Origin of the sequence: Streptomyces sp. NBC_00104, from assembly GCF_045160825.1 — a bacterium.
Lineage (GTDB): Bacteria > Actinomycetota > Actinomycetes > Streptomycetales > Streptomycetaceae > Streptomyces.
In genome coordinates this window covers 5,929,494-5,949,032 of the sequence record NZ_CP108215.1, presented here as the reverse complement: position 1 = coordinate 5,949,032, position 19,539 = coordinate 5,929,494, and the positions used below count along the sequence as shown (strand labels likewise).

General features: G+C 72.0%; 15 protein-coding genes. 7 read left to right on the top strand and 8 right to left on the bottom strand.

Going from position 1 to position 19,539, the window contains the following annotated elements:
• Window positions 1-2: 2 nt before the first annotated feature.
• The 3 genes from OG272_RS26160 to OG272_RS26150 form a co-directional block, all read right to left on the bottom strand.
• Window positions 3-239, bottom strand: a complete 237-nt coding sequence (locus tag OG272_RS26160; protein ID WP_405895012.1) for a hypothetical protein — start codon at window positions 237-239, stop codon at window positions 3-5.
• A 141-nt stretch (window positions 240-380) separates the two neighbouring features.
• Window positions 381-2,846, bottom strand: coding sequence for a caspase family protein (locus tag OG272_RS26155; protein WP_405895011.1), 2,466 nt, complete (start codon window positions 2,844-2,846; stop codon window positions 381-383).
• Window positions 2,843-3,241 carry an effector-associated constant component EACC1 gene (locus OG272_RS26150; RefSeq protein ID WP_327728646.1) on the bottom strand — a complete coding sequence of 133 codons (399 nt, stop codon included), beginning with the start codon at window positions 3,239-3,241 and terminating at the stop codon, window positions 2,843-2,845. The genes OG272_RS26155 and OG272_RS26150 overlap by 4 nt, the downstream gene beginning before the upstream one ends.
• Before the next feature lie 169 nt (window positions 3,242-3,410).
• Between OG272_RS26150 and OG272_RS26145 the strand changes: the two genes are divergently transcribed.
• The 6 genes from OG272_RS26145 to OG272_RS26120 all read left to right on the top strand — a co-directional run bounded on the left by OG272_RS26145 (window position 3,411) and on the right by OG272_RS26120 (window position 11,307).
• Window positions 3,411-4,646, top strand: a complete 1,236-nt coding sequence (locus OG272_RS26145) for a sensor histidine kinase (protein ID WP_405895008.1) — start codon at window positions 3,411-3,413, stop codon at window positions 4,644-4,646.
• Window positions 4,643-5,650 (top strand): response regulator, encoded by a 1,008-nt coding sequence (locus OG272_RS26140; RefSeq protein ID WP_405895007.1) that lies wholly within the window; start codon window positions 4,643-4,645, stop codon window positions 5,648-5,650. The genes OG272_RS26145 and OG272_RS26140 overlap by 4 nt, the downstream gene beginning before the upstream one ends.
• Window positions 5,651-5,737: 87 nt before the next feature.
• On the top strand, window positions 5,738-7,021 hold the full coding sequence (locus tag OG272_RS26135) for a serine hydrolase domain-containing protein (RefSeq protein WP_327728649.1): 1,284 nt from the start codon (window positions 5,738-5,740) through the stop codon (window positions 7,019-7,021).
• An 82-nt stretch (window positions 7,022-7,103) separates the two neighbouring features.
• On the top strand, window positions 7,104-8,198 hold the full coding sequence (locus OG272_RS26130; RefSeq protein WP_327728650.1) for a Rieske 2Fe-2S domain-containing protein: 1,095 nt from the start codon (window positions 7,104-7,106) through the stop codon (window positions 8,196-8,198).
• 100 nt (window positions 8,199-8,298) lie between these two features.
• A complete protein-coding gene (locus OG272_RS26125) occupies window positions 8,299-8,655 on the top strand; it encodes a hypothetical protein (RefSeq protein ID WP_327728651.1) in 357 nt (118 codons plus the stop codon).
• A 249-nt stretch (window positions 8,656-8,904) separates the two neighbouring features.
• A complete protein-coding gene (locus tag OG272_RS26120) occupies window positions 8,905-11,307 on the top strand; it encodes a lamin tail domain-containing protein (RefSeq protein WP_405896077.1) in 2,403 nt (800 codons plus the stop codon).
• 84 nt (window positions 11,308-11,391) lie between these two features.
• On the opposite strand, the gene OG272_RS26115 is transcribed toward OG272_RS26120, so the two are convergent.
• The 4 genes from OG272_RS26115 to OG272_RS26100 form a co-directional block, all read right to left on the bottom strand.
• A complete protein-coding gene (locus tag OG272_RS26115; protein WP_326580232.1) occupies window positions 11,392-11,865 on the bottom strand; it encodes a carboxymuconolactone decarboxylase family protein in 474 nt (157 codons plus the stop codon).
• A gap of 253 nt (window positions 11,866-12,118) precedes the next feature.
• Window positions 12,119-12,964 (bottom strand): hypothetical protein, encoded by an 846-nt coding sequence (locus OG272_RS26110; RefSeq protein WP_405895005.1) that lies wholly within the window; start codon window positions 12,962-12,964, stop codon window positions 12,119-12,121.
• A 13-nt stretch (window positions 12,965-12,977) separates the two neighbouring features.
• Window positions 12,978-13,508 carry a sigma-70 family RNA polymerase sigma factor gene (locus OG272_RS26105; RefSeq protein WP_327728653.1) on the bottom strand — a complete coding sequence of 177 codons (531 nt, stop codon included), beginning with the start codon at window positions 13,506-13,508 and terminating at the stop codon, window positions 12,978-12,980.
• A 161-nt stretch (window positions 13,509-13,669) separates the two neighbouring features.
• Window positions 13,670-14,173: a signal peptide protein gene (locus OG272_RS26100; protein ID WP_405895003.1), complete on the bottom strand. Its 504-nt coding sequence runs from the start codon at window positions 14,171-14,173 to the stop codon at window positions 13,670-13,672.
• A 249-nt stretch (window positions 14,174-14,422) separates the two neighbouring features.
• Between OG272_RS26100 and OG272_RS26095 the strand changes: the two genes are divergently transcribed.
• Window positions 14,423-16,081, top strand: a complete 1,659-nt coding sequence (locus OG272_RS26095) for an alpha/beta hydrolase (protein ID WP_405895002.1) — start codon at window positions 14,423-14,425, stop codon at window positions 16,079-16,081.
• A gap of 179 nt (window positions 16,082-16,260) precedes the next feature.
• Here OG272_RS26095 and OG272_RS26090 read toward each other — a convergent pair whose 3' ends face one another.
• Window positions 16,261-19,242, bottom strand: a complete 2,982-nt coding sequence (locus tag OG272_RS26090; RefSeq protein WP_405895000.1) for a SpoIIE family protein phosphatase — start codon at window positions 19,240-19,242, stop codon at window positions 16,261-16,263.
• Window positions 19,243-19,539: the final 297 nt, after the last annotated feature.

Genomic DNA, 19,539 nt, shown 5'->3' with positions numbered 1-19,539 from the left:
GCTCAGCGGGCGCTCGTCGTCGGCTCCCGTCGCTGCTCGGACCGCTGCTCGTTCCCGGGGCCGGTGTGTTCGCCGAACGCCCGGTGGAGGCGGCCGAGCTCCCAGAGCAGGTAACCGCTGGCTCCGGCGAACGGGAACCAGGTGCCCAGGTGGAAGAGGAGCACCGGCATGTACAACAGGCCGACCAGGACACCGAACTTGAACAGGATGGCTGTGTACGGCTGATTGCGTTCGACCATGATGTGCCCTCCCCTGCCATGGATCCGCGGTCAGCGCGATCTCATGTGCGGCCCCCCTTGGCCTCATCCTCGCCATGATGCCTTCGGGGCGACGGGTTCGCGAGGGTCGGCGAAGGCTGCGCCACGTATCTTCACAACCGCTCAGTTCTTCTTCCGAGCCGACTGGCGCAGTTGTGCCATGCGGGTGTGGCGGCGGCCGGCGTAGCGGGCTATGGCCTGGTCGAGGGCTTCGGGGGAGGTCTCGACGCGGTAGTCCTCCAGGGTCAGGATGCGCAGGCCGCCATGGGTCTTCTGGGTGGGCAGCCACAGCGCCCGGGGGATGGTGGCTCCGTGGCGTGGCCACAGAACGAGGGCGTGCTGCTCGGGGTCGGCGCGGACGACGATGCCGATGCGGTCCACGTCGCCCCAGGGGATGTGGAGCTGGTGGCTTCCGAAGGCTCTGAGGGTCAGCCCTGCGGGGCCTACGTGGACGTGGACGTGGTGGCGGCCGGTGAGGAAGTACGCGCAGAGGCCGAAGACGAAGACGGATGCCAGCAGGTCCTCCAGGACGGGAAGCCAGTCGGGAGCCCAGTCCAGGTCGGCCACCTGCCCGGCGAGCACGAAGGGTGCGAGGAGCGCCCCACCCACGAGTGCGGAGACATCGGCCGACTGACGGCCCCGGAACGTGAGACCGGTCCTGGGGAGGGCCGGCCCTCCGGGCGCCGTCCGCAGCCAGGCCTCGCCGGGCAGAGCGAGTTGGCTCTCGTCCGCGAACCGTGCGAGCGCGGCCTCCAGACGGCTGCGGTCAAGCGTGATCTCCGGGAGGGCGCACAGGGTCAAGGCGCCCGGCGCCAGCTTCGGCAGGAGCACGTTCGTACGGTCGATCCGGCCCACCGGACTCCCGGCGGGCCGGATCACCAGGAGCCCGAAATAGCGGGCTCCGCTGGGCCAGTTCACGACGCCGATGTGCTCGATCTCCGACCAGGCGTAGGCCATCTCCAGGTCCCCCCGGGTCAGGAGCAGCCCTGCGGCCCCGACCCTCAACCGTACGGGTCGGACGGCACGGGACCCGGCGAACCAGGCCGTACCGAGGAACAGGACGCACGTGACCAGGGGCACAGGTGCCAAGAGGATCTCTGCGGGCCGGACGAGCACGTTGAGCGGAACGGCGCGGCAGCCCAGGACCGCGCACACCACCGCCAGGACCGTGAGCAGGCGGCGGTCGGCGGTGAAGACCCGTTCCGCCTGGGTGGCCTGGGCCGGGTCGGCGGCAAGATCGGCGCTCGGGGTCCATGCCGCGCCTGCGTACAGGGCGAGCGCGGCCTCGACGGCCTCCGGGGTCGTACGGAGCCTGTGCAGGTCCGCGAAGCGGAGGGTGCCCTCGGTGTCGTGCTGGTGGGGCCCCGGGGTACGACGGCTCGCCGTGTGCGGGTAGGCGCCGGGCATGGGACGGACCATCAGGTCGTACCGGGGACCGCGCAGTCGGCTCGGCGGTCGCTGCCGTATCCAGGCCCGACTGATCCGGTGCCACGGGTAGGAGAAGTGCTCTGACCCCCCGTACTGCACCTCGACCCCATCGGCGCTCAGGACCAGCGAATAACCGCCGGGATTCCGCTTTCCGAGGGCCGAGAGCACCACCACGATGCCCAAGAGCGAGAGCATCGCGGCCCAGTGGCGCCAGTTGGTCGGGTCGATGTCCTTGTCCTTGGCCGGTAGCAGCGGGCCGGCGACCAGCAGCAGGCCGAGGGAGAGCGGCAGGCCGATCCCCCAGTTACGGAGGCGATGAAAGACGCGGCTCGGCACGAACCGGATCTCGCCGCTCCGGGGGCGGCCGTCCGGCGTCCCCTCCTCGGGCCCGGTGCCGTCATCGGCCACCGCCTCGGCCGCCACCCCCGCCCCCCGGTTCCGCACCAGCCCCAACCGCGCGTGCCCGTCCGAACTCTGCTGGCGCGGGGTCGGGTAGCCGCGGCGGGTCAGGGACTTGGTGAGGGGGTCGTAGAGGGTGCTGAGGGTGAGGAGGTCGGGGCCGCCGGGGAGGCCGTCGCGGAGGAGGCGGATGAACTCGCCGGTGAAGGCGGTGTAGCGCTCGCCGACGGGGGCGTAGGAGGGGGCGTTCGCGGAGGACGTGAGGATGTAGGTGCCGCGGATGGTGAGGGCTTCGGTCGGCTCGGGATCGTTACCCATGAGCGTGTCCAGGACCCGGCCGCTGTTGCAGCAGTCGAGGATGAGGATCTTGTTGGGGCAGGGCGACGCTTCGAGGATCTCCCGGATCGCCTCGAACGGGATGGACGTCCAGCGCAGATCGCTCTCGTCCGTGCCGGTCAGCGCCAGGTGGAGGGTCAGGTCGTCGTTGAGGACGCCGTGGCCGGAGAAGTAGACGAGCAGGGTGTCGGTGGCGGTCATGGCCGCCTCGCGGATCGTCGCGCAGACCGCACGCGGGTCCGGAGCGTCCTGGACCACCTCGCAGCGCTCGCGCGGAAACCCGCCGGACGCGTCGGACGTCAGCAGTTCCTGCAGGACCTCCAGGTTGTTGCGTACGGCGAGGAGGTCCGGCAGGTCGCTGTCGTACCGGGAGGTGCCGATGAGGACCGCGCGGGAACCCCGGGGGTCGGGCAGTCGAAGCGTCACGGCTGGCGGTGGTCGCGCAGTGCCGCGTCGAGGAGGGTGTGGGCGTCGTCGGCGGAGTCGGCGGTGACCTTCACGGTGCGGCCGTCGGGGAGGGTCAGTTCGACCGCGGCCGCCGCCCGCCGGGCCTTGATCAGCGCCGGGAGCGAACGGACGAGGGCGGTGACGGCACCGCTGCTGCCGATGGCTATCGCCAGCAGTTCGATGCCGGATCCCATCTGGCCCTCCTCCGGGGCCCGGGTCACCAGGCGTACCCGGCCGCGCAGTTCGGGCTCGGCGACGAGGCCTCGGCGGAGGACGGAGAGGTCGTCGTCCGGGGTGGTGGGGGCGTTGGCGAGGGTGTCGTCGGTGGCCTCGTCGGTGAGCAGTGTCAGCGTGACGTCCAGCATGTCGCTCATGTGGTCCCCCGTCCGTTGTGCCTCGATCTTGTGGAGGACAGTGTGCAGTACGGGACGTGGTCCGGCCCAGACCTGTGCGGTGGGTGAGGGCGGCTCAGGAGTGTGTGCGCGCAGGGCAGTTGGGCGATCACGGTCGCCCACTTCTCCAAGCCCGTTACGGTGTGGGGTCGTGGGTGGCATACGGGGTGCGCGGGGGTGGTGGGAGCGGGGGCGGGTGCTCGCGGGTGCCCATCCGTGGGTGGTCGACGTCGGGGTCGCGCTGCTGGTGCAGGGGGCCATGACGATGCCGTTCGTGGTGCCGAGGGCGGCCGGGCTGGCGCCGGCGACATGGGCTGCGTACGGGCTGATGACGCTCACGGTCGTGCCGCTGGTGTGGCGGCGGCGGGCTCCGCTCGCCGTGCTGCTGGGGATCCTGGTGACCAGCATGGTCTACAAGCTGGCGGTGGACGGGCCCGGGCAGCCGTTGCCGTACCACGGGCTCGTGATCGTCTACACGGTCGCCGTGCTGTCGCCACCGTGGAAGCGGCTGGTCACCGGGCTGCTGGTGCTGGTCGCGGTGCCGGTGGGGGTGTGGCTCAACACCCGGAGCGCGCGTGAACTGACCTTCTCCGCCTTCGTGTTCGCGGCGGCGTACGTCTTCGGGCGGCTCACCGACGCCCGCCAGCGCGCCCATCGCGTCGAGGCCGAGCAGGTCGCCGCGCGTGAACGGGCCCGCATCGCACGGGAGATGCACGACATCCTCTCCCACGCGGTGAGCCTGATGATCGTGCAGGCGGAGGCGGGGCCGGTCGCGGTGCGCACCGCCCCGGAGCGGGCGGAGGCCGCCTTCGACGCGATCTCCGAGACGGGGCGGGACGCCATGGTCCAGCTGCGGCGGATGTTGGGTGTGCTGCGGGACGGGGACGACGGCCACGAGGGACCCAAGGGGTCTGAGCGGTCCGAGGGGTACGCCATGTCCGAGGGGTACGCGCCCGGGCTCGCGCCTCGTGAGCCGCAGCCGGGGGTCGGGGATCTGCCCGCGCTGCTCGATCGGGTGCGGGGCAGCGGGATCGAGGTCGGGTACGAAGTGGTGGGGCGGGAGCGGGAGTTGCCGGGTGCGGTCGGGGCGGCCGCTTTCCGGATCGTCCAGGAGGCGTTGACGAACACGGTCAAGCACGCGTCCGCCCGCACCGCCTCCGTGCAACTCCGCTACGGGGAGGCCGACTTGCACATCGAGGTGACGGACGACGGGCGCGGTCCGCAGGCCGGGTACGGCGGTGGGCACGGGCTCATCGGGGTGCGGGAGCGGGCGGCGGCGCAGGGGGGCACGGCCGTCGCCGGGGCGGGGCCGGGCGGGCGCGGGTTCGAGGTGCGGGTGCGGATACCCGTACCGGCTGTGGTGCCGACGGCGGAGGTGGGGCGTTGACGATCCGGGTGGTCGTGGCCGATGACCAGGAGCTGGTCCGCAGCGGGTTCGCGATGATCCTCGATGCCCAGCCGGACATCGAGGTGGTCGCGGAGGTGGGTGACGGGGCCGAGGCCGTGGCGGCGGTGCGGCGGTACGGGGCCCACGTGGCGCTGCTCGACGTCCGGATGCCCCGGATGGACGGGATCGAGGCGTGCCGGACGATCAGCGCGGACATCACACGGGGCGGACGCAGCACACCCGGCGGACGCAGCGTCCCCGGCGAGGGCAGCGCACCGGGCAGAGGCAGCACACCCGGCGAGGGCAGCGCACCGGGCAGAGGCAGCACACCCGGCGAGGGCAGCGCACCGGGCGAGGGCAGCGCACCGGGCGAGGGCAGCGCGCCGGGTACGGTCGGCGCGCCCGGCGGGCGTGACGCCTGCCGTGTCGTGATGCTGACCACCTTCGACTCCGACGAGTACGTCTACGAGGCGCTGCACGCCGGCGCGAGCGGGTTTCTGCTCAAGGACGTCCGGCGGGACGACCTCGTGCATGCCGTACGGGTCGTGGCGCGCGGCGACTCGCTGCTCGCGCCGTCCGTGGCGCGGCGGCTGGTGGAGCAGTACACCCGGCCCGCCGCCGCCCGGCCCCGGCGGCCCGATCCCCGGCTCGACGCGCTGACCGTGAGGGAGCGGGAGACTCTGTTGCTGCTCGCGCGGGGGCTGTCGAACGCCGAGATCGCCGCGGAGCTGGTCGTCAGCGATCACACCGTCAAGACCCATGTCGGCAACGTGCTCTCCAAGCTCGGGCTGCGGGACCGTATCCAGGCGGTGATCTGCGCTTACGAGACGGGGCTGATCGCGGTGGGTGAGGCGTCGCTCGGGACGGGCGGCACGTCGCTCGACGCGGCCACGGGACCCCTGCCCGGAGACACGGGTCCCCCGCGCGGGGCCGACCGTCGCCCGCCCGGGGGAGTCTCCCGGGCCTGGTCCTCCCCCGTGTCGGCGAGGAAACGGCGCCGCTAGGACCGCTCGCTCGGGCGATCCGTGCGGAGCCGCCGGTCAGAAGGATGGAGTCGACCAGAACACCGGCTCGCATCCACGGAGTTGATCATGCCGAGCGCGAAGCACCCGACGAACGCGAAGAACGCGAAGAGTCCGAAGAGTCCGAAGAACACCCGCCGTGTGCTGATCGCCGCGGCCCTCCTCCTGGGGGTGTCCGCGGGGCCGACGGTCCTGCCCGCCACCACGGCGACCACGGCGACCGCGGCGACCGCGACCGCCGACACCGCCTCCGCACGGTCGCAGTCACAGGCGCAGTCACCGCCGCAGGCGGACCCCGACCTCGCCGCCGCCATGGAGGCCGCCATCGCCGGCCTGCCCTCCGCCGACGCCACCGCCGCCCTCGTTCGAGTCGGGGGGAGCGAGGGCGTGTGGCGCGGCAGTTCGGGCGTGCACGATCTCGCCACCGGCCGGGCCGCCGATCCGAACGCCCGCTTCCGAGCCGGTTCCGTGACCAAGGTGTTCACGGCGGCCGTGGTGCTGCAGCTGGCCGCCGAGGGCAGGGTCGACCTCGACCGGAGCGCCCGCTCGTACCTGCCGGAGCTGGTTCCGGCATCGTACGGCGGTGTCACCGTGCGGCAGTTGCTCAACCACACGCACGGCATCCCGGCGCCCGACTTCCCGTGGACGACCGTCGAGGGGGCGTACGCGAACCGTTTCCGCATCCACGACCCGGAGGAGATGGTCCGGTCGGCGACGGCGAAGGAGCCGGAGTTCGCGCCGGGCGAGAAGCAGCACTACCTCAACATCGGCTACACGATCGCCGGGTTGCTGGTGGAGCGGGTGACCGGGGACGCGTACGAGGACCAGGTCGCCCGGCGGGTGCTGAAGCCGCTCGGGCTGCGGGGCACGTACTTCCCGGGGACCGACCCGCGGATCGTCGGCCCGCACAACCACGGCTACCAGCGGATGACGCTGGACGACGGGACGACCGGGCTGCGGGACGTGACCGTGTGGGGGACGACGGACGCGTGGGCGGCCGGTTCCCTCATCTCGACCACGGCGGACCTGGAGCGGTTCACGAACGCGCTGTTCCGGGGGCGGATCGTGCCGCGGGGGCCGGTGCTGGAGGAGATGTTCACCGTGCCGGAGGTGGCGGACTTCACGACGGGCAAGCCGGCCGAGTACGCCGTCGGGCTCGCGAGGAAGGTGCTCGGCGGGCGGGAGGTCTGGGGGAAGACGGGTGGCCGCTGGGGCTACAACACGGTCATCGCCTCCACCCGCGACAGCTCCCGCACCCTCGTCTACAGCGTCAACTCGACTGACGCCAAGGGCAAGGACGTGAGCAAGGTGGCCCTGAAGGTGATGGTGGCGGCGTACGGCCTGCCGTCGTAACGGGTGGGAATCGCACGCCAACTACCATTGTATGAGAGCACGTTGGGGTCCGTAGATCGTCGCCGCCGTTAGCATCGGCGCCATGCGAATGCGACGGCGCGATGGCAACCGGAACCTCGATCCGACGGCCCCGCCACGGGATCCACGCGCCGACGAGTATCCGATGCCGGCCGTGCCGTACGGGTGGTACGCGGTGCTGCGGAGCAGGGAGTTGCGGGCGGGGAAGGTCGTCAGTCTGCACTACTTCGGGCGGGCGCTGATCGCGTTCCGCGGGACGGACGGGCGGGCGGCCGTGCGGGACGCGCACTGTCCGCACTACGGCGCGCATCTGGGCGTCGGCGGGAAGGTCGTGGACGGGACGGTGGAGTGCCCGTTCCACGGCTGGAGGTTCGGGCCGGACGGGCGGTGTGTGGAGGCACCGTTCGCCGTCCGGACCCCCAAGGTGTCGATCGGCGGCCTCCCGGTGCGCGAGCACAGCGGGCTCGTCTTCGTGTACGTGGGGCCGGGCGAACCCTCGTGGGAGGTCCCGGAGATCGAGGAGACGGGGTCCCGGGACTTCGCCTCGCCGATCGACGACGTCTGCCGGGCGCGTATTCACATCCAGGAGATGCGCGAGAACATCGTCGACGAGTCCCACTTCCACTTCATTCACGGCCAGAGCGAACCGCCGGTCCAGGAGTGGCGGGAGGACGGGCCGTTCGCCGAGGCGCGGGGGACGATCAGCCGGCGGGTGTTCGGGTGGGACATCCACAACACGTTCGACGCGTACATGTACGGGCCGGGGGTGATGGTCGTCCGGGCCCATGGGCCGGTGCTGTCGGTGACCGCCGTCGCGCTCAGCACGCCCGTCGACGACCGCACGAGTGAGCTGCGGATGCTGTACTACCTCCGCAAACCGGCCCGACTCCCGTTCCTCACGCCCTTGTTCAAGCTCGTGTTCCGCGCCGAGGCGCTGGGTGAGGTGCGCGAGGAGGTCCGGATCTGGGACCACAAGATCCACCAGGCACGGCCGGTGCTGCTTCCGCACGAGAAGGGGATCAGGGCGTTGCGGCGGTGGTACGCGCAGTTCTATCCGGCGGGGGGCACGGGCGATGTCCCGCTGCCGGCCCGGTCGGTACGGCCGGCGGAGGGCGCGGCCGGGGCGGCGGGGTTCGAGGAGGCGAGCCGGGCTCACTGAGAACCCGTTCGGGCAGGCGAACCCGGCGTATTCACCGTACCCGTCGACGCGACCACTCCTAGAAGGCCCAAGATCTTCATGGGCCTTCTAGGCTCCACTCATGGAGCAATCCGAGATCATGCAGCGAGTCGTCGGCATCCTCACCGAAGCGATCGAGATGCGGCGGCAGGCTCGCGAGAACCCCGGCGCCGAAGTGGCGTTGACGGGGGCCATCTCCGCGCTGCTCGCGGAGACCCTGCCCAAGATCGAACTGCCCGCCGAGGCAAGCGCCCAGGAAGCCGCGGGCATCATCACGGAAGCCCTGGGACCGGCCATCGTGAGCCTCGCCAACTGCTTCTCCTACGCCTTCGTCCACCTTGCCGAGGTGCACGACCAGGGGCGGCCCGATACGACGACGACCGATGTCCTGCGGTCCCTCTCCCTGCAGTTCGCACGGCGGGACGGGGAGGAGGAGTAGAGGACCACCCAGGGCCGACCGGGCCCGGCCGACCCCGCGCAGGCCCACCCACCCCTTCGTTCCCGGGATTTAACCTGCGACCCCTTGGCGACTCCCCCTCTACGCGCGTAACTTGAGCCGACTCCCCCACACCACCCTTCGACGTACCCGACGTACGAGGAGACCGCCAGCGTGTCCATATCCGACCGGTCCGACAGACCCGCAGGAAGCGGCGCCCGTGCGCGCCGCGTCGCCTATCCGCTGATATCCGTGGGCGCGGCCGGCGCTCTCGCGTTCGGTGTGCTGCCCGCCGCGTTCGCCGCGCCGTCGGCGAGTGCGGTGATCGGGGAGGTGTACGGCGGCGGAGGGAACTCGGGGGCGACCCTGGTCAGGGACTTCGTCGAGCTGGGGAACGCCGGGGCCGGCGCCTATGACCTGTCGGGCTACAGCGTGCAGTATCTGCCGGGGTCGCCGTCGGCGTCCTCGCAGTGGCAGGTGACCGCGCTCAGCGGTGCGATCGCGCCCGGCGGCCGGTATCTGATCGCCGAGGCGGCGGGCACCGGCGGTACGACGGCCCTGCCGACCGCCGACGCCACCGGGTCGATCGCGATGGGCGCGAGCAGCGGGACCATCGCCCTGGTCGCCGGTACCACCCCGCTGACCTGCAAGACCGCGGCGGACTGCGCGGCGGACGGCAGGGTCGTCGACCTCGTCGGGTACGGCAGCGCGCTCGTCCGGGAGGGCAGCGGCCCGGCCACCGGCGCCTCCAACACCGCCTCCGTCGCCCGCGCCGCCTCCCTCGCGGACACCGACGACAACGCGGCCGACCTCGCCTCCGGTACGCCCTCCCCCGTCAACTCGGCCGGTCAGACGCCCGGTTCGGGCGACGGTGGCGGAGACGGGGATGGGGACGGCGGCGGTGGCTCCACCGAGCCCGGCCCCCTCCGCGTGCACGACATCCAGGGCACCACCCGGCTGTCGCCGCTCACCGGGCAGACGGTCACCCGTGTTCCCGGCATCGTCACCGGCGTACGGAAGTCCGGTTCGAAGGGGTACTGGATCCAGGACCCGCAGGCCGACAGCGATCCCCGTACCGGTGAAGGTGTCTTCGTGTACACCGGGTCGGCCGAACCGGCCGTGGCGGTCGGTGACTCGGTGCTGGTGAGCGGCAAGGTCACCGAGTACTACCCGAGCAGCACCAGCCAGTCGGTCACGGAGATCACCGGGCCGACCACGACCGTGCTGTCCGCCGGCAACGCGCTGCCCGCGGCCGTGACGCTGGACGCGTCGACCGTGCCGGACGCGTACGTGCCCACCGCCGGCGGTGGCAGCATCGACGCGCTGCCGCTCGAACCGGCCGTCTACGCCCTCGACTTCTACGAGGCGCTGGAGGGCTCGCGGGTGCAGGCCTCCGACACCCGGGTGGTCGGCGCGACGACGGAGTACGACGAGGTGTGGGTGACGGTGAAGCCGCAGGAGAGCCCGACCGTGCGCGGCGGCTCGCTCTACTCCTCCTACGACATGCCGGGCACCGGCCGGATGAAGGTGATGTCGCTCGACACGACGACCGCCTTCCCCCGGGCGAACGTCGGTGACGAGCTGTCCGGCACGACCAGCGGGCCGCTCGACTACGCCTCCTTCGGCGGCTACAACCTCCAGGCCACCCAGCTCGGCACGCTCGTCGACAACGGGCTGAAGGCCGAGCGGACCCGGCGCCAGAAGGGCGACGAGCTGGCGGTCGCCACGTACAACGTGGAGAACCTGGACGCGCTCGACGCCCAGGAGAAGTTCGACCGGCTCGCCGAGGGCGTCGCGGACGGCCTCAGCTCGCCCGACATCGTCGCCCTGGAGGAGATCCAGGACGACAACGGCGCGACGAACGACGGCACGGTCACCTCCGAGGCCACGCTCACCCGGTTCACCGACGCCATCCGCGCGGCCGGCGGCCCCCGCTACCAGTGGCGTTACCTCGCCCCCGAGAACAACAAGGACGGCGGCGAGCCCGGCGGCAACATCCGCCAGGTCTTCCTGTTCAACCCCAAGCGGGTCTCCTTCACCGACCGGACCGGCGCTGACGCCGCGACGCCGACCACGGCCACGAGTGTCGTGAAGACCCGCAAGGGCGTCCGGCTCAGCTACTCCCCGGGCCGGATCAATCCCACCAGCGACGCCTGGGGCAGCAGCCGCAAGCCGCTGGTCGGCGAGTTCGTCTTCCACGGCGAGCAGGTCTTCGTCATCGCCAACCACTTCGGCTCCAAGGGTGGCGACCAGCCCCTGCACGGCCGCTACCAGGAGCCGGCCCGCGGCTCCGAGGCCAAGCGCCACGAGCAGGCCGCCGAGGTCAACACCTTCGTCACGTCCCTGCTCAAGGCCGACCGGAACGCCAAGGCCGTCGTCCTCGGCGACCTCAACGACTTCGAGTTCTCGCAGACGATGACCGCGCTCACCGCCGGCAAGGTCCTGAAGCCGCTGATCAGCACGCTCCCGGCCGCCGAGCGCTACACCTACGTCTACGAGGGCAACTCGCAGACCCTGGACCACATCCTGACCAGCCCGGCCGTCACGCACTTCGACTACGACGTCGTGCACATCAACGCCGAGTTCGCGGACCAGGCGAGCGACCACGACCCGCAGATCGTGCGGATCGACGTGGGCAGGTGCCGCCGGAACTGACCTCCAGCGATGTCGAGCCCCCGGGCCGTTCCGTGGAACGGCCCGGGGGTTCGTCGTGTGTCGTCGAGGGGTGGGTGGCCCCGGTCAGCCGAGCATGCCGACCTGGTAGTCACCGGCCGGCTGCTGCACCATGACGTTCAGCCGGTTGAAGGTGTTGATGAGGGCGATCAGCGCCACCAGGGCGAGGAGTTGGTCCTCGTCGTAGTGCTTGGCCGCGTTCTCCCAGACCTCGTCGGGAACACCGCCCGCCGCGTCGGCGATCCGGGTGCCCTGCTCGGTCAGCTCCAGCGCGGCGCGCTCGGCGTCGGTGAAGACCTTGGCCTCCCGCCAGCCGGCCACCATGTGCAGTCGCTGGGCGGTCTCCCCGGCGTGCGCGGCCTCCTTGGTGTGCATGTCGAGGCAGTACCCGCAGCCATTGATCTGGCTGGCGCGAATCTTCACCAACTCCTGTGTGGAGCGGGGCAGTTCCGTCCCGGTAATCACCTTGTCGGCCCCGACGAGGTGCTTGACGAGCTTGCCGGTGATGGGGTTGGCGAGCAGGTTCAGACGCGCTTCCATGGCGGGCTCCTTGTGTCGTCGTATGCGGTGACAACACAAGGACGGAAGGACCCCGGGCGGATGTGACAGAGGGCGGGTGTGACCCCCGTCACCTCTGGCGTCGCCGTCCCCGTCGCCGTCACCGTCACCGTCGCCGTCACCGTCACCGTCGCCGTCGCCGGACGGTCGCATGGAGGGAGCCCAGCGGTTCGAGGGCCTGGGCGCCGGGAGCGCCCGGTCCGGCGGGGCCCCGAGCTCGGTCGGTCCCGGGCGGCTACGGCAGGTCCGGGCTCTGGATCGTGCGGGTCGCGCCGTCGGTGAAGGTGAGGGTGACCGTGCCGGTGAGCAGGCCGTAGCGGTCGCCCTCGGGCCACCAGGCGGTCCAGCGGCCGTCCTGGAGGGTGGCGTGGACGGTGTGGCCGCGGTCGCGGACGGTGACCTTCTCGACGTCCGAACCGACGGACCCGACGGCGTAGTTGACCTGGCCGGAGCCCTCGCCCCGAGCGCCGTAGGTGTCCAGCTCGATGCCGTCGGCGGGGAGGTCCAGGGCCGGGGAGACGGACATCGTGATCCCGTTTCCGTCCGAGGCGGCCAGGCAGTACGCCGCGTCACCGCCGCGGCTGACCACCATCGAGGCGACGCTGCCCCGGATGTCCGCGTTGCTGACGTCGGCGGGTCCGGAGCCGTAGTCCTTCGTCAGGTCCAGGCACGCCTTCTCGGCGGCCGAGCCCTCGGCACCGGCGGAGTCCAGGCTGCGGGGCGTGCCGGTCCAGCTCGCCAACTCCGCCGAGGACAGGGGGCCTTGGGGGCCGACACCGGGGAGGCCGGACAGTCCGCCCGTGGCGGTGAGCACGGCGAGGCCCGCCGCGAGCGCGCCGGCCAGGGTGAAGGAGACGCGGCGTACGAGGGGGGCGCGGGAGGCGGGGCGGACCGAACGGCGCGCGGGCTCGGTGTCGTCGAGGATCGTGCGCAGCAGCGTCTCCTCGCGGTCGAGTTCGGCGGCGGTCGGCTCGGTGCGGGGCGCGGCGTCGAGGGGGGCGAGGCGGGACAGCAGGGTGTCGTTCGTGGCGGTGTCTCCGGGCTTGGCGGTGCCGTCGTTCATGGCCGTGTGGTGGTTCATCGCGGGGCTCCTGTCAGAACGTCGTGGCGAGGGCGGGCGTGGTGGCGGTGGGCCCGAGGCGGGCGGCGAGACGGCGTTTGGCGCGGGTCAGGCGCATGGCGTACGCGGCGCGCGTGCAGCCGAGGACCTTCGCCGCGTCCTTGGCGGAGAGCTGTTCCCACACGTGCAGGGCGAGGACTTCCTGGTCGGCCGGGGCGAGTGCCTGCCAGGCGGCGGCGAGGTCGGTCCGGCCGTCCACCAGCGCGGCCGGGTCGGCGGCCCGGGTGTGGCCGCCGGTCTCGGCGGCCTGCTGGACGCGCACGGCGAGCGCGGTGTGCCGGCGCATGCCGCGGTTGGCGTTCAGCATCACCTTGCGGGCCGTGCCGAACAGCCAGGGGCGCGGGTCCTCGGGGAGTTCGCGGCGCCTGCGCCACGCCGCGAGGAACGTCTCGCCGACGATGTCGTCGACGTTCATGGGATGGGCGCGTCGGCGCACGAACCTCAGCACGTCCTCGTAGTGGGCCCGGTACACGTCCGTGAACTGGGCCTCGGTGTCGATGGGCATGGCTTCCTTCCGTAGCTTCTGCCCCTACGTGTCCACGACGGCCACAGGTGCAACAGGAGAGTTCGAGCGAAAGCCGCCCCGGCCCACGCGAAAGGGCCGGGCCCGCTCCGAGGAGCTGGGCCCGGCCCTGTTCATGGGCGGTGCGGGAGTGTGGCGGGCCGTCAGTAGAGGGCGATCCTCGGGTGGACGGTGCCCTGGGCCGCCGGGTCGGTGACGGTGACGCGGTAGACCTCGGTGAGGGTGGCGCCGGCCGGCAGGGTGCGCCGGGCGGTGGTCAGGTCGGTGAAGAGGGTGCCGGTCTGGCTGCCGAGGTCGACGGCCTTCCAGCAGCCGCCGGCGGTGCGGCGCTCGACCTTGACGTCCGACGGGTCGAGGAACGGGCCGGCGTCCGGCGACTCCACCAGGAGCTGCGGGGCGACGGTCCGGTCCGCCGCCGAGTCGTTGCGGTAGGTGAGGGTGACCTCGTGGCTCTCGCCGTCCGCCGCGAGCGGGCCGGTGGCGAGGTCGACGAAGTCGACGGGTATGGCGGACGTCTGCTGGGTCATGGCGACTGTGGTGGCGGCCTGCGGCGTGGCCGCCGCGGCGGGGCCCGCGAGGGCGAGACCGGCGGCCGCCAGGGCCACGGCGAGGAAGGCGACCCTCAGACGGCTGTTCTTTGATGACACGTGCGCGGATCCTTCGTGAGGTGGGGGGTCCGGCCGGCCCCATCGCTGGACACCGGCCGGGGACGTTTCCAAGATTACGAAGGGATGCCCGAAGACGGTAACTACCGTCGGGTAGTGGAGAGATACCGTGGAATGTCGGCCACCGTGGCACCCGCCTGGCCAATTTCCCCTCTCTTGAGCTAGACAGTCTCCGACCCCACCTCGACCAGTGGGGTCCAGGGGACTCAACAGCCCAGGGGGGCAACACCCATGACCACGTATCACCACGCGACGAGACGCTTCTCGCGTCTCAGACTCGCCGGGGCCGCGCTGACCGCGCTCGTCCTCGCCGCGACGGGGACGGCGACGCAGGCGATGGCCGCGCCGGACACGACGCGGCAGGCCCAGTCGACGAAGACACCGCCGCCGCCCGTGCCGACGCTCACCTGGTCCGACTGCCAGGGCGGCTTCGAGTGCGCCAACGCCGACGTGCCGCTGGACTACCGGGAGCCGCAGGGCACCAAGATCACCCTCGCGGTGGTCCGCAAGAAGGCCGCCGACCAGACGAAGCGCAAGGGCACGCTCTTCATGCAGCCCGGCGGACCGGGCAACTCCGGGGTGGACTTCGTCCGCAACAACTACGCGGGCCTCCCGGCCGCGCTGCGCGACTCGTTCGACGTCTTCGGCTACGACGTCCGCGGCGTCGGCCGCAGTTCGGCGCTCACCTGCTTCGACGACGCCCGCTACACCAAGGCCGTCACCGACGCCAAGGGCGTCCCGGGCCCGGACGCCTACGGTCCGGCGCTGAGCGAGGCCGCCGAGTTCGACCAGGCCTGCCAGACCAACTCGGGCGCGCTGCTGCCCTACGTCGGTACCGAGTACGTCGCCCGCGACATCGACCTGCTGCGCCAGGCCCTCGGCGAGGAGCAACTGACCTACTACGGGCGGTCGTTCGGCTCGTACATCGGCACCGTCTACGCCGCGATGTTCCCGAAGCGGGTGCGGGCCCTGACGCTCGACGGGGCGTACGACCCCGACCACTACGCCAACCGCCCCTACGCCTACGACCGGTCGCAGTACCTGGCGCTGGACGGCGCGATGAGCCGCTTCCTCGACTGGTGCGCCGCCGACCAGGCGATCTGCGGCTTCGGCGACGGCGACCCGCGCGGGGCGTTCGAGCAGCTGAAGAGCGACCTCGACGCGAACCCCGTGACGACCGCGAGCGGCGGCAAGGCCAACGGCTACACCCTGGTCTACCGGCTGATGTTCAACATCAACGAGGGCAAGGTCATCTGGCCCTCGCTGGGCGCGGCGCTGAAGAAGGCGCAGCTGCGGGACAACACCTCCTTCCTGCTGCGTCCGCCGTCCCCGGCCAGCTTCGACTTCCTCGGCCCGAACGTGGTCGTCGAGTGCGTCGACAAGGACTACCCGAAGAGCCTGCGCAAGCTGCAGCGGAACGTCACGGCCAACGCGAAGGCGGCGCCGCTGCTGGGCCCGGCCATGGCGTTCGGCCCGCCGACCTACGACCACCAGCACGCCACCGCGTGTGTCCAGTGGCCCGCCGAGAAGGTCAGCCGCTACGACGGCTCCTTCCGGGCCAGGGGCTCGGCGCCCATCCTGGTCCTCGGCACCACCGGTGACCCGGACACCCCGTACAGGGACGCGATCGCCCTGTCGCGGCAGCTCGACAACGCCGCGCTGCTGACGTTCGACGCCGAGGGCCACACCGCGTTCGGCCGCAGCGCCTGCGCGACGGACGCGGTGATCAACTACCTCGTCGACCTGAAGGTCCCGGCCTCCGGCGCGACCTGCGCGGACGAGACCCAGCCGCCGTCCTCCACCCCGAAGGTCGCGCCGCCCGGCACGACCCTGGGCGAACTGCGCAACGGCGTCAACGAGCGCGTCGACCGCATCGGCGACGTGAGCTGACCGGCTGACCCGTTCGGTGAACAGATCGGTTCGGCGAGCAGATCTGCTCGCCGAACCGATCGACCGACACGAACCCCGGGGCGCCCGCCCCTCCACGGCGGGCGCCCCGGGGTTCCGCACGTCCGCGGCACGTCCACGGCACGTCTACGGGGCCCGCCCCACCTCGACGCCGTCCTCCGTCACCGCTCCTTCTCCTGCTCCTGCTCCTTCTCCGGGTCCGGGTCCTTCTCCGGGTCCGGGTCCGGGTCGATGTCCAGGTCGTCGAAGGGGAGCGCGTCCAGGTCCCCGTCGAAGTCCTCCGGGACCAGGAACAGGTGCTCCAGCGGGTCGGCCGGCGGGGCGCGGTGGAGGTCGGGGCCGGTGAGGGACTGTTCGGTCCAGATGCACTTGCCGGTGGCGGTGTAGCGGGTGCCCCACCGCTGGGAGAGGGCGGTGATGAGCTGGAGGCCCCGGCCGCCCTCGTCGGTGTCGGTGGCCCGGCGTATGCGGGGCATGGTGAGGCTGCCGTCGAAGACCTCGCAGACCAGCGCGGAGTCATGGAGGAGACGCAGGCGGACGGGTCCCTTGGCGTGGCGTACGACGTTGCCGACGAGTTCGCTGGCGAGGAGTTCGGTGGTGGGGGCGAGGTCGTCCAGGCCCCAGGCGGCGAGCTGGTCGCGGACGTGGCGGCGGGCCTGTCCGGCGGCCTTCGGGTCGTCGAGGAGGGGCCAGGAGGCCATCCGGTCCGCGGTCAGGGCGTGCAGTCGGGCGACGAGGAAGGCCGCGTCGTCGGCCGCCGCGAGCTCGGCGGGGAGCAGGCCGTGCGTGAGGGTGTCGCAGAGGCGTTCCAGGTCGGCGGCGGTGCCGTCCTCGTGGGCGGTGCGCAGCAGCCGGGCCAGATCGGCCATGCCGTCGTCGATGCCCCGTTTCGCCGACTCGACCAGGCCGTCGGTGTAGAGCACCAGCAGGCTGCCGTCGGGCACCGACAGCTCGACCGTCTCGAACGGCGGCTCGGCCGCGCCGAGCGGCGGGTCGGCGGTCCACTCCGGGAAGCGCACCGTGCCGTCGGGGAGGACCAGGGCGGGGGGCGGGTGCCCGGCGCGGGCGATGGAGCAGACCTGGGTGGTGGAGTCGTAGAGGGCGTAGAGGCAGGTGACGTACGAGTCCTCGCCCAGGGAGCCGACGATGTCGTTGAGGTGGCTCATGATCTCGTCGGGGGGCAGTTCGAGGTCGGCGAGGGTGTGGACGGCCGTGCGGAGGCGGCCCATGGTGGCGGCCTCGGACAGGCCGTGGCCCATGACGTCGCCGACGACGAGGGCGACCTGGCCGCTGGAGAGCGGGATGACGTCGTACCAGTCGCCGCCGACGTCCATGCCCTGCCCGGCCGGGAGGTAGCGGGCGGCGGACTCGCAGGCGGCGAGGTCGGGCAGGTCCTGGGGGAGCAGGGCGCGCTGGAGTTCGCGGGACCGGGTGTGTTCGAGGTCGTAGAGGCGCGCGCGTTCCAGTGCCTGGGCGAGGAGGGCGCTGATCGCGGTGAGGAGTGTGCGTTCCTCGTCGGTGAGGCGGCGCGGCCGGTCGAAGGAGACGACGCACACGCCGAAGGTGTGGTCGGACGCGGTCAGCGGCAGGAACGCCCAGGCCTGTTTCCCGGCCCGGCCGGGCAGGTCGGCGTGCTGGGGGACGTAGGCGGCGTACTCCTGCGGTGAGGAGATGAAGATCGGGGTGCCGGTGTTGATCGCGTCCCAGGCGGGGCCGTACGGGGTCCTGGGGCGGTGGTTGACGAGGGCGATGAAGTCGGCCGAGTAGCCGACGGCGCCGACGTTGTGGAGCCGGCCGCCCTCGACGGCCTGGACGAGGAGGCCGGTGGCGGCGAACGGCGGCAGCACCCGCAGGGCGACCGCGTCGACGACGTCCTCGGAGGTGGTCGCCTTGGCGAGCGCGGTGGTCAACGCGGCGATGCGGTGGGCCCGTTCGGAGGCCGCGCGCTCGGCGTCACGGCGCTCCTCCTCGTGCCGTCGTATCTCGGTGACGTCGGTGAAGTAGATGGTGCGGCCGTCGGGGCCGGGGACCAGCCGCAGGTGGCAGACGCGGTCGTGGCCCGGCATGTAGACGTCGAACCCGGCGGGTTTCTCCTCGGCGGCGGCCTCCCGGCAGCGGTTCTCCAGGCCGGGGGTCTCGCGCACGGAGGGCAGGTCCCACAGCAGCCGCCCGAACAGTTCCTCCTCGGAGAGGCCGAGGGTGCGTTCCGCCTCCAGGTTGGCGAAGGTGATCCGCCAGTCGTCGTCCACGGCGAGGAAGCTGTCGCTCATGTGCCGCAGGGCCCGGCTGAGCGCGTCCCGGGCGGACCGCGACTCGTTGCTCTCCCAGCCGACGCCGATCATCCGGTGGGGTTCGCCGTGCTCGTCGTAGGTGGCCCGGCCGCGGGCCTGCGTCCAGCCCCAGGTGCCGTCCAGGCGCCGTACGCGGTACTCCGCCTCGTACACCGTGCGGTCGCGGATCGCCCGCTGTGCCGCCGCCAGGGTGGGTGCCAGGTCGTCGGGGTGGACGATCCGCATCCAGTTCTCGATTTTTCCGGTGAACTCGGCGGGCCGGGTGCCGTAGAGCTCCAGGGCGGCCTCGTCCCAGATCAGGTCGCCGGTGCGGATGTCCCAGTCCCAGGAGCCGACGCTGACCTCCTTCAGCGCCTGCCGCAGCCGCTCGCCGTTCAGCTCGGTCTGCGCGGGGCGGGACGGCGGCGGCGCCTGCGCCATGCGCTCCTGGGTCCAGTCGACGACCGCCCGCAGGAAGTCCCATTGCGGGCCGGTGGGTTCGCCCCCGTCGCCGGTGAGGACGGTGAGCGCGCCTATCGTGCGGTCGCAGCCGGACACGGGTAAGGCGGCGAGACCGGTGCCGGGCCAGGCGATGGCCATGGAGCCCAGCGGCGACCACACTCCGCTGCCCGTGTGCAGGGCGCGGGCCGGGGGCAGCGGGCCCTCCTGGTCGATGATCTCCCAGGGGCGGGTGAGGGCGGGTGGCAGGCCGGTGACCGACACCAGACGCAGGGCGGACATGGGGCCCCTCAGGTGGATCATCCCCCCGAGGGCGCCGAGTTCGCCGACCGCGTGCTGGAGCGCCAGCCGGAAGACCTCGCTCTCCGCGAGGCCGGGATCCACCGTGCCGAGCAGGGCCAGCCGTGCGTTCATACGGCAGACCCTAACGTTCTACCCACACGTAAGGCAGACCGCCACAGGAATTCCACAGCGACTCCCCCGGCCCGTCCCCCACGGTCCGACACGCACGTCGACTGCGGTCCGACATGCACGTCAACTGCGCATATTCCAGAGCCAGTTGACACATGGATCATGGATCATGGATCACGGGCGGTACCGCGCGGCGCTCGCGCAGACGGCCGGCGCATCCGATCCGGACACCACCGCCGACGGCTCCTCAACCGCCCGCACGCTCGTCCTCCCCGAGGGCGCGGTCAACTTCACCATGGG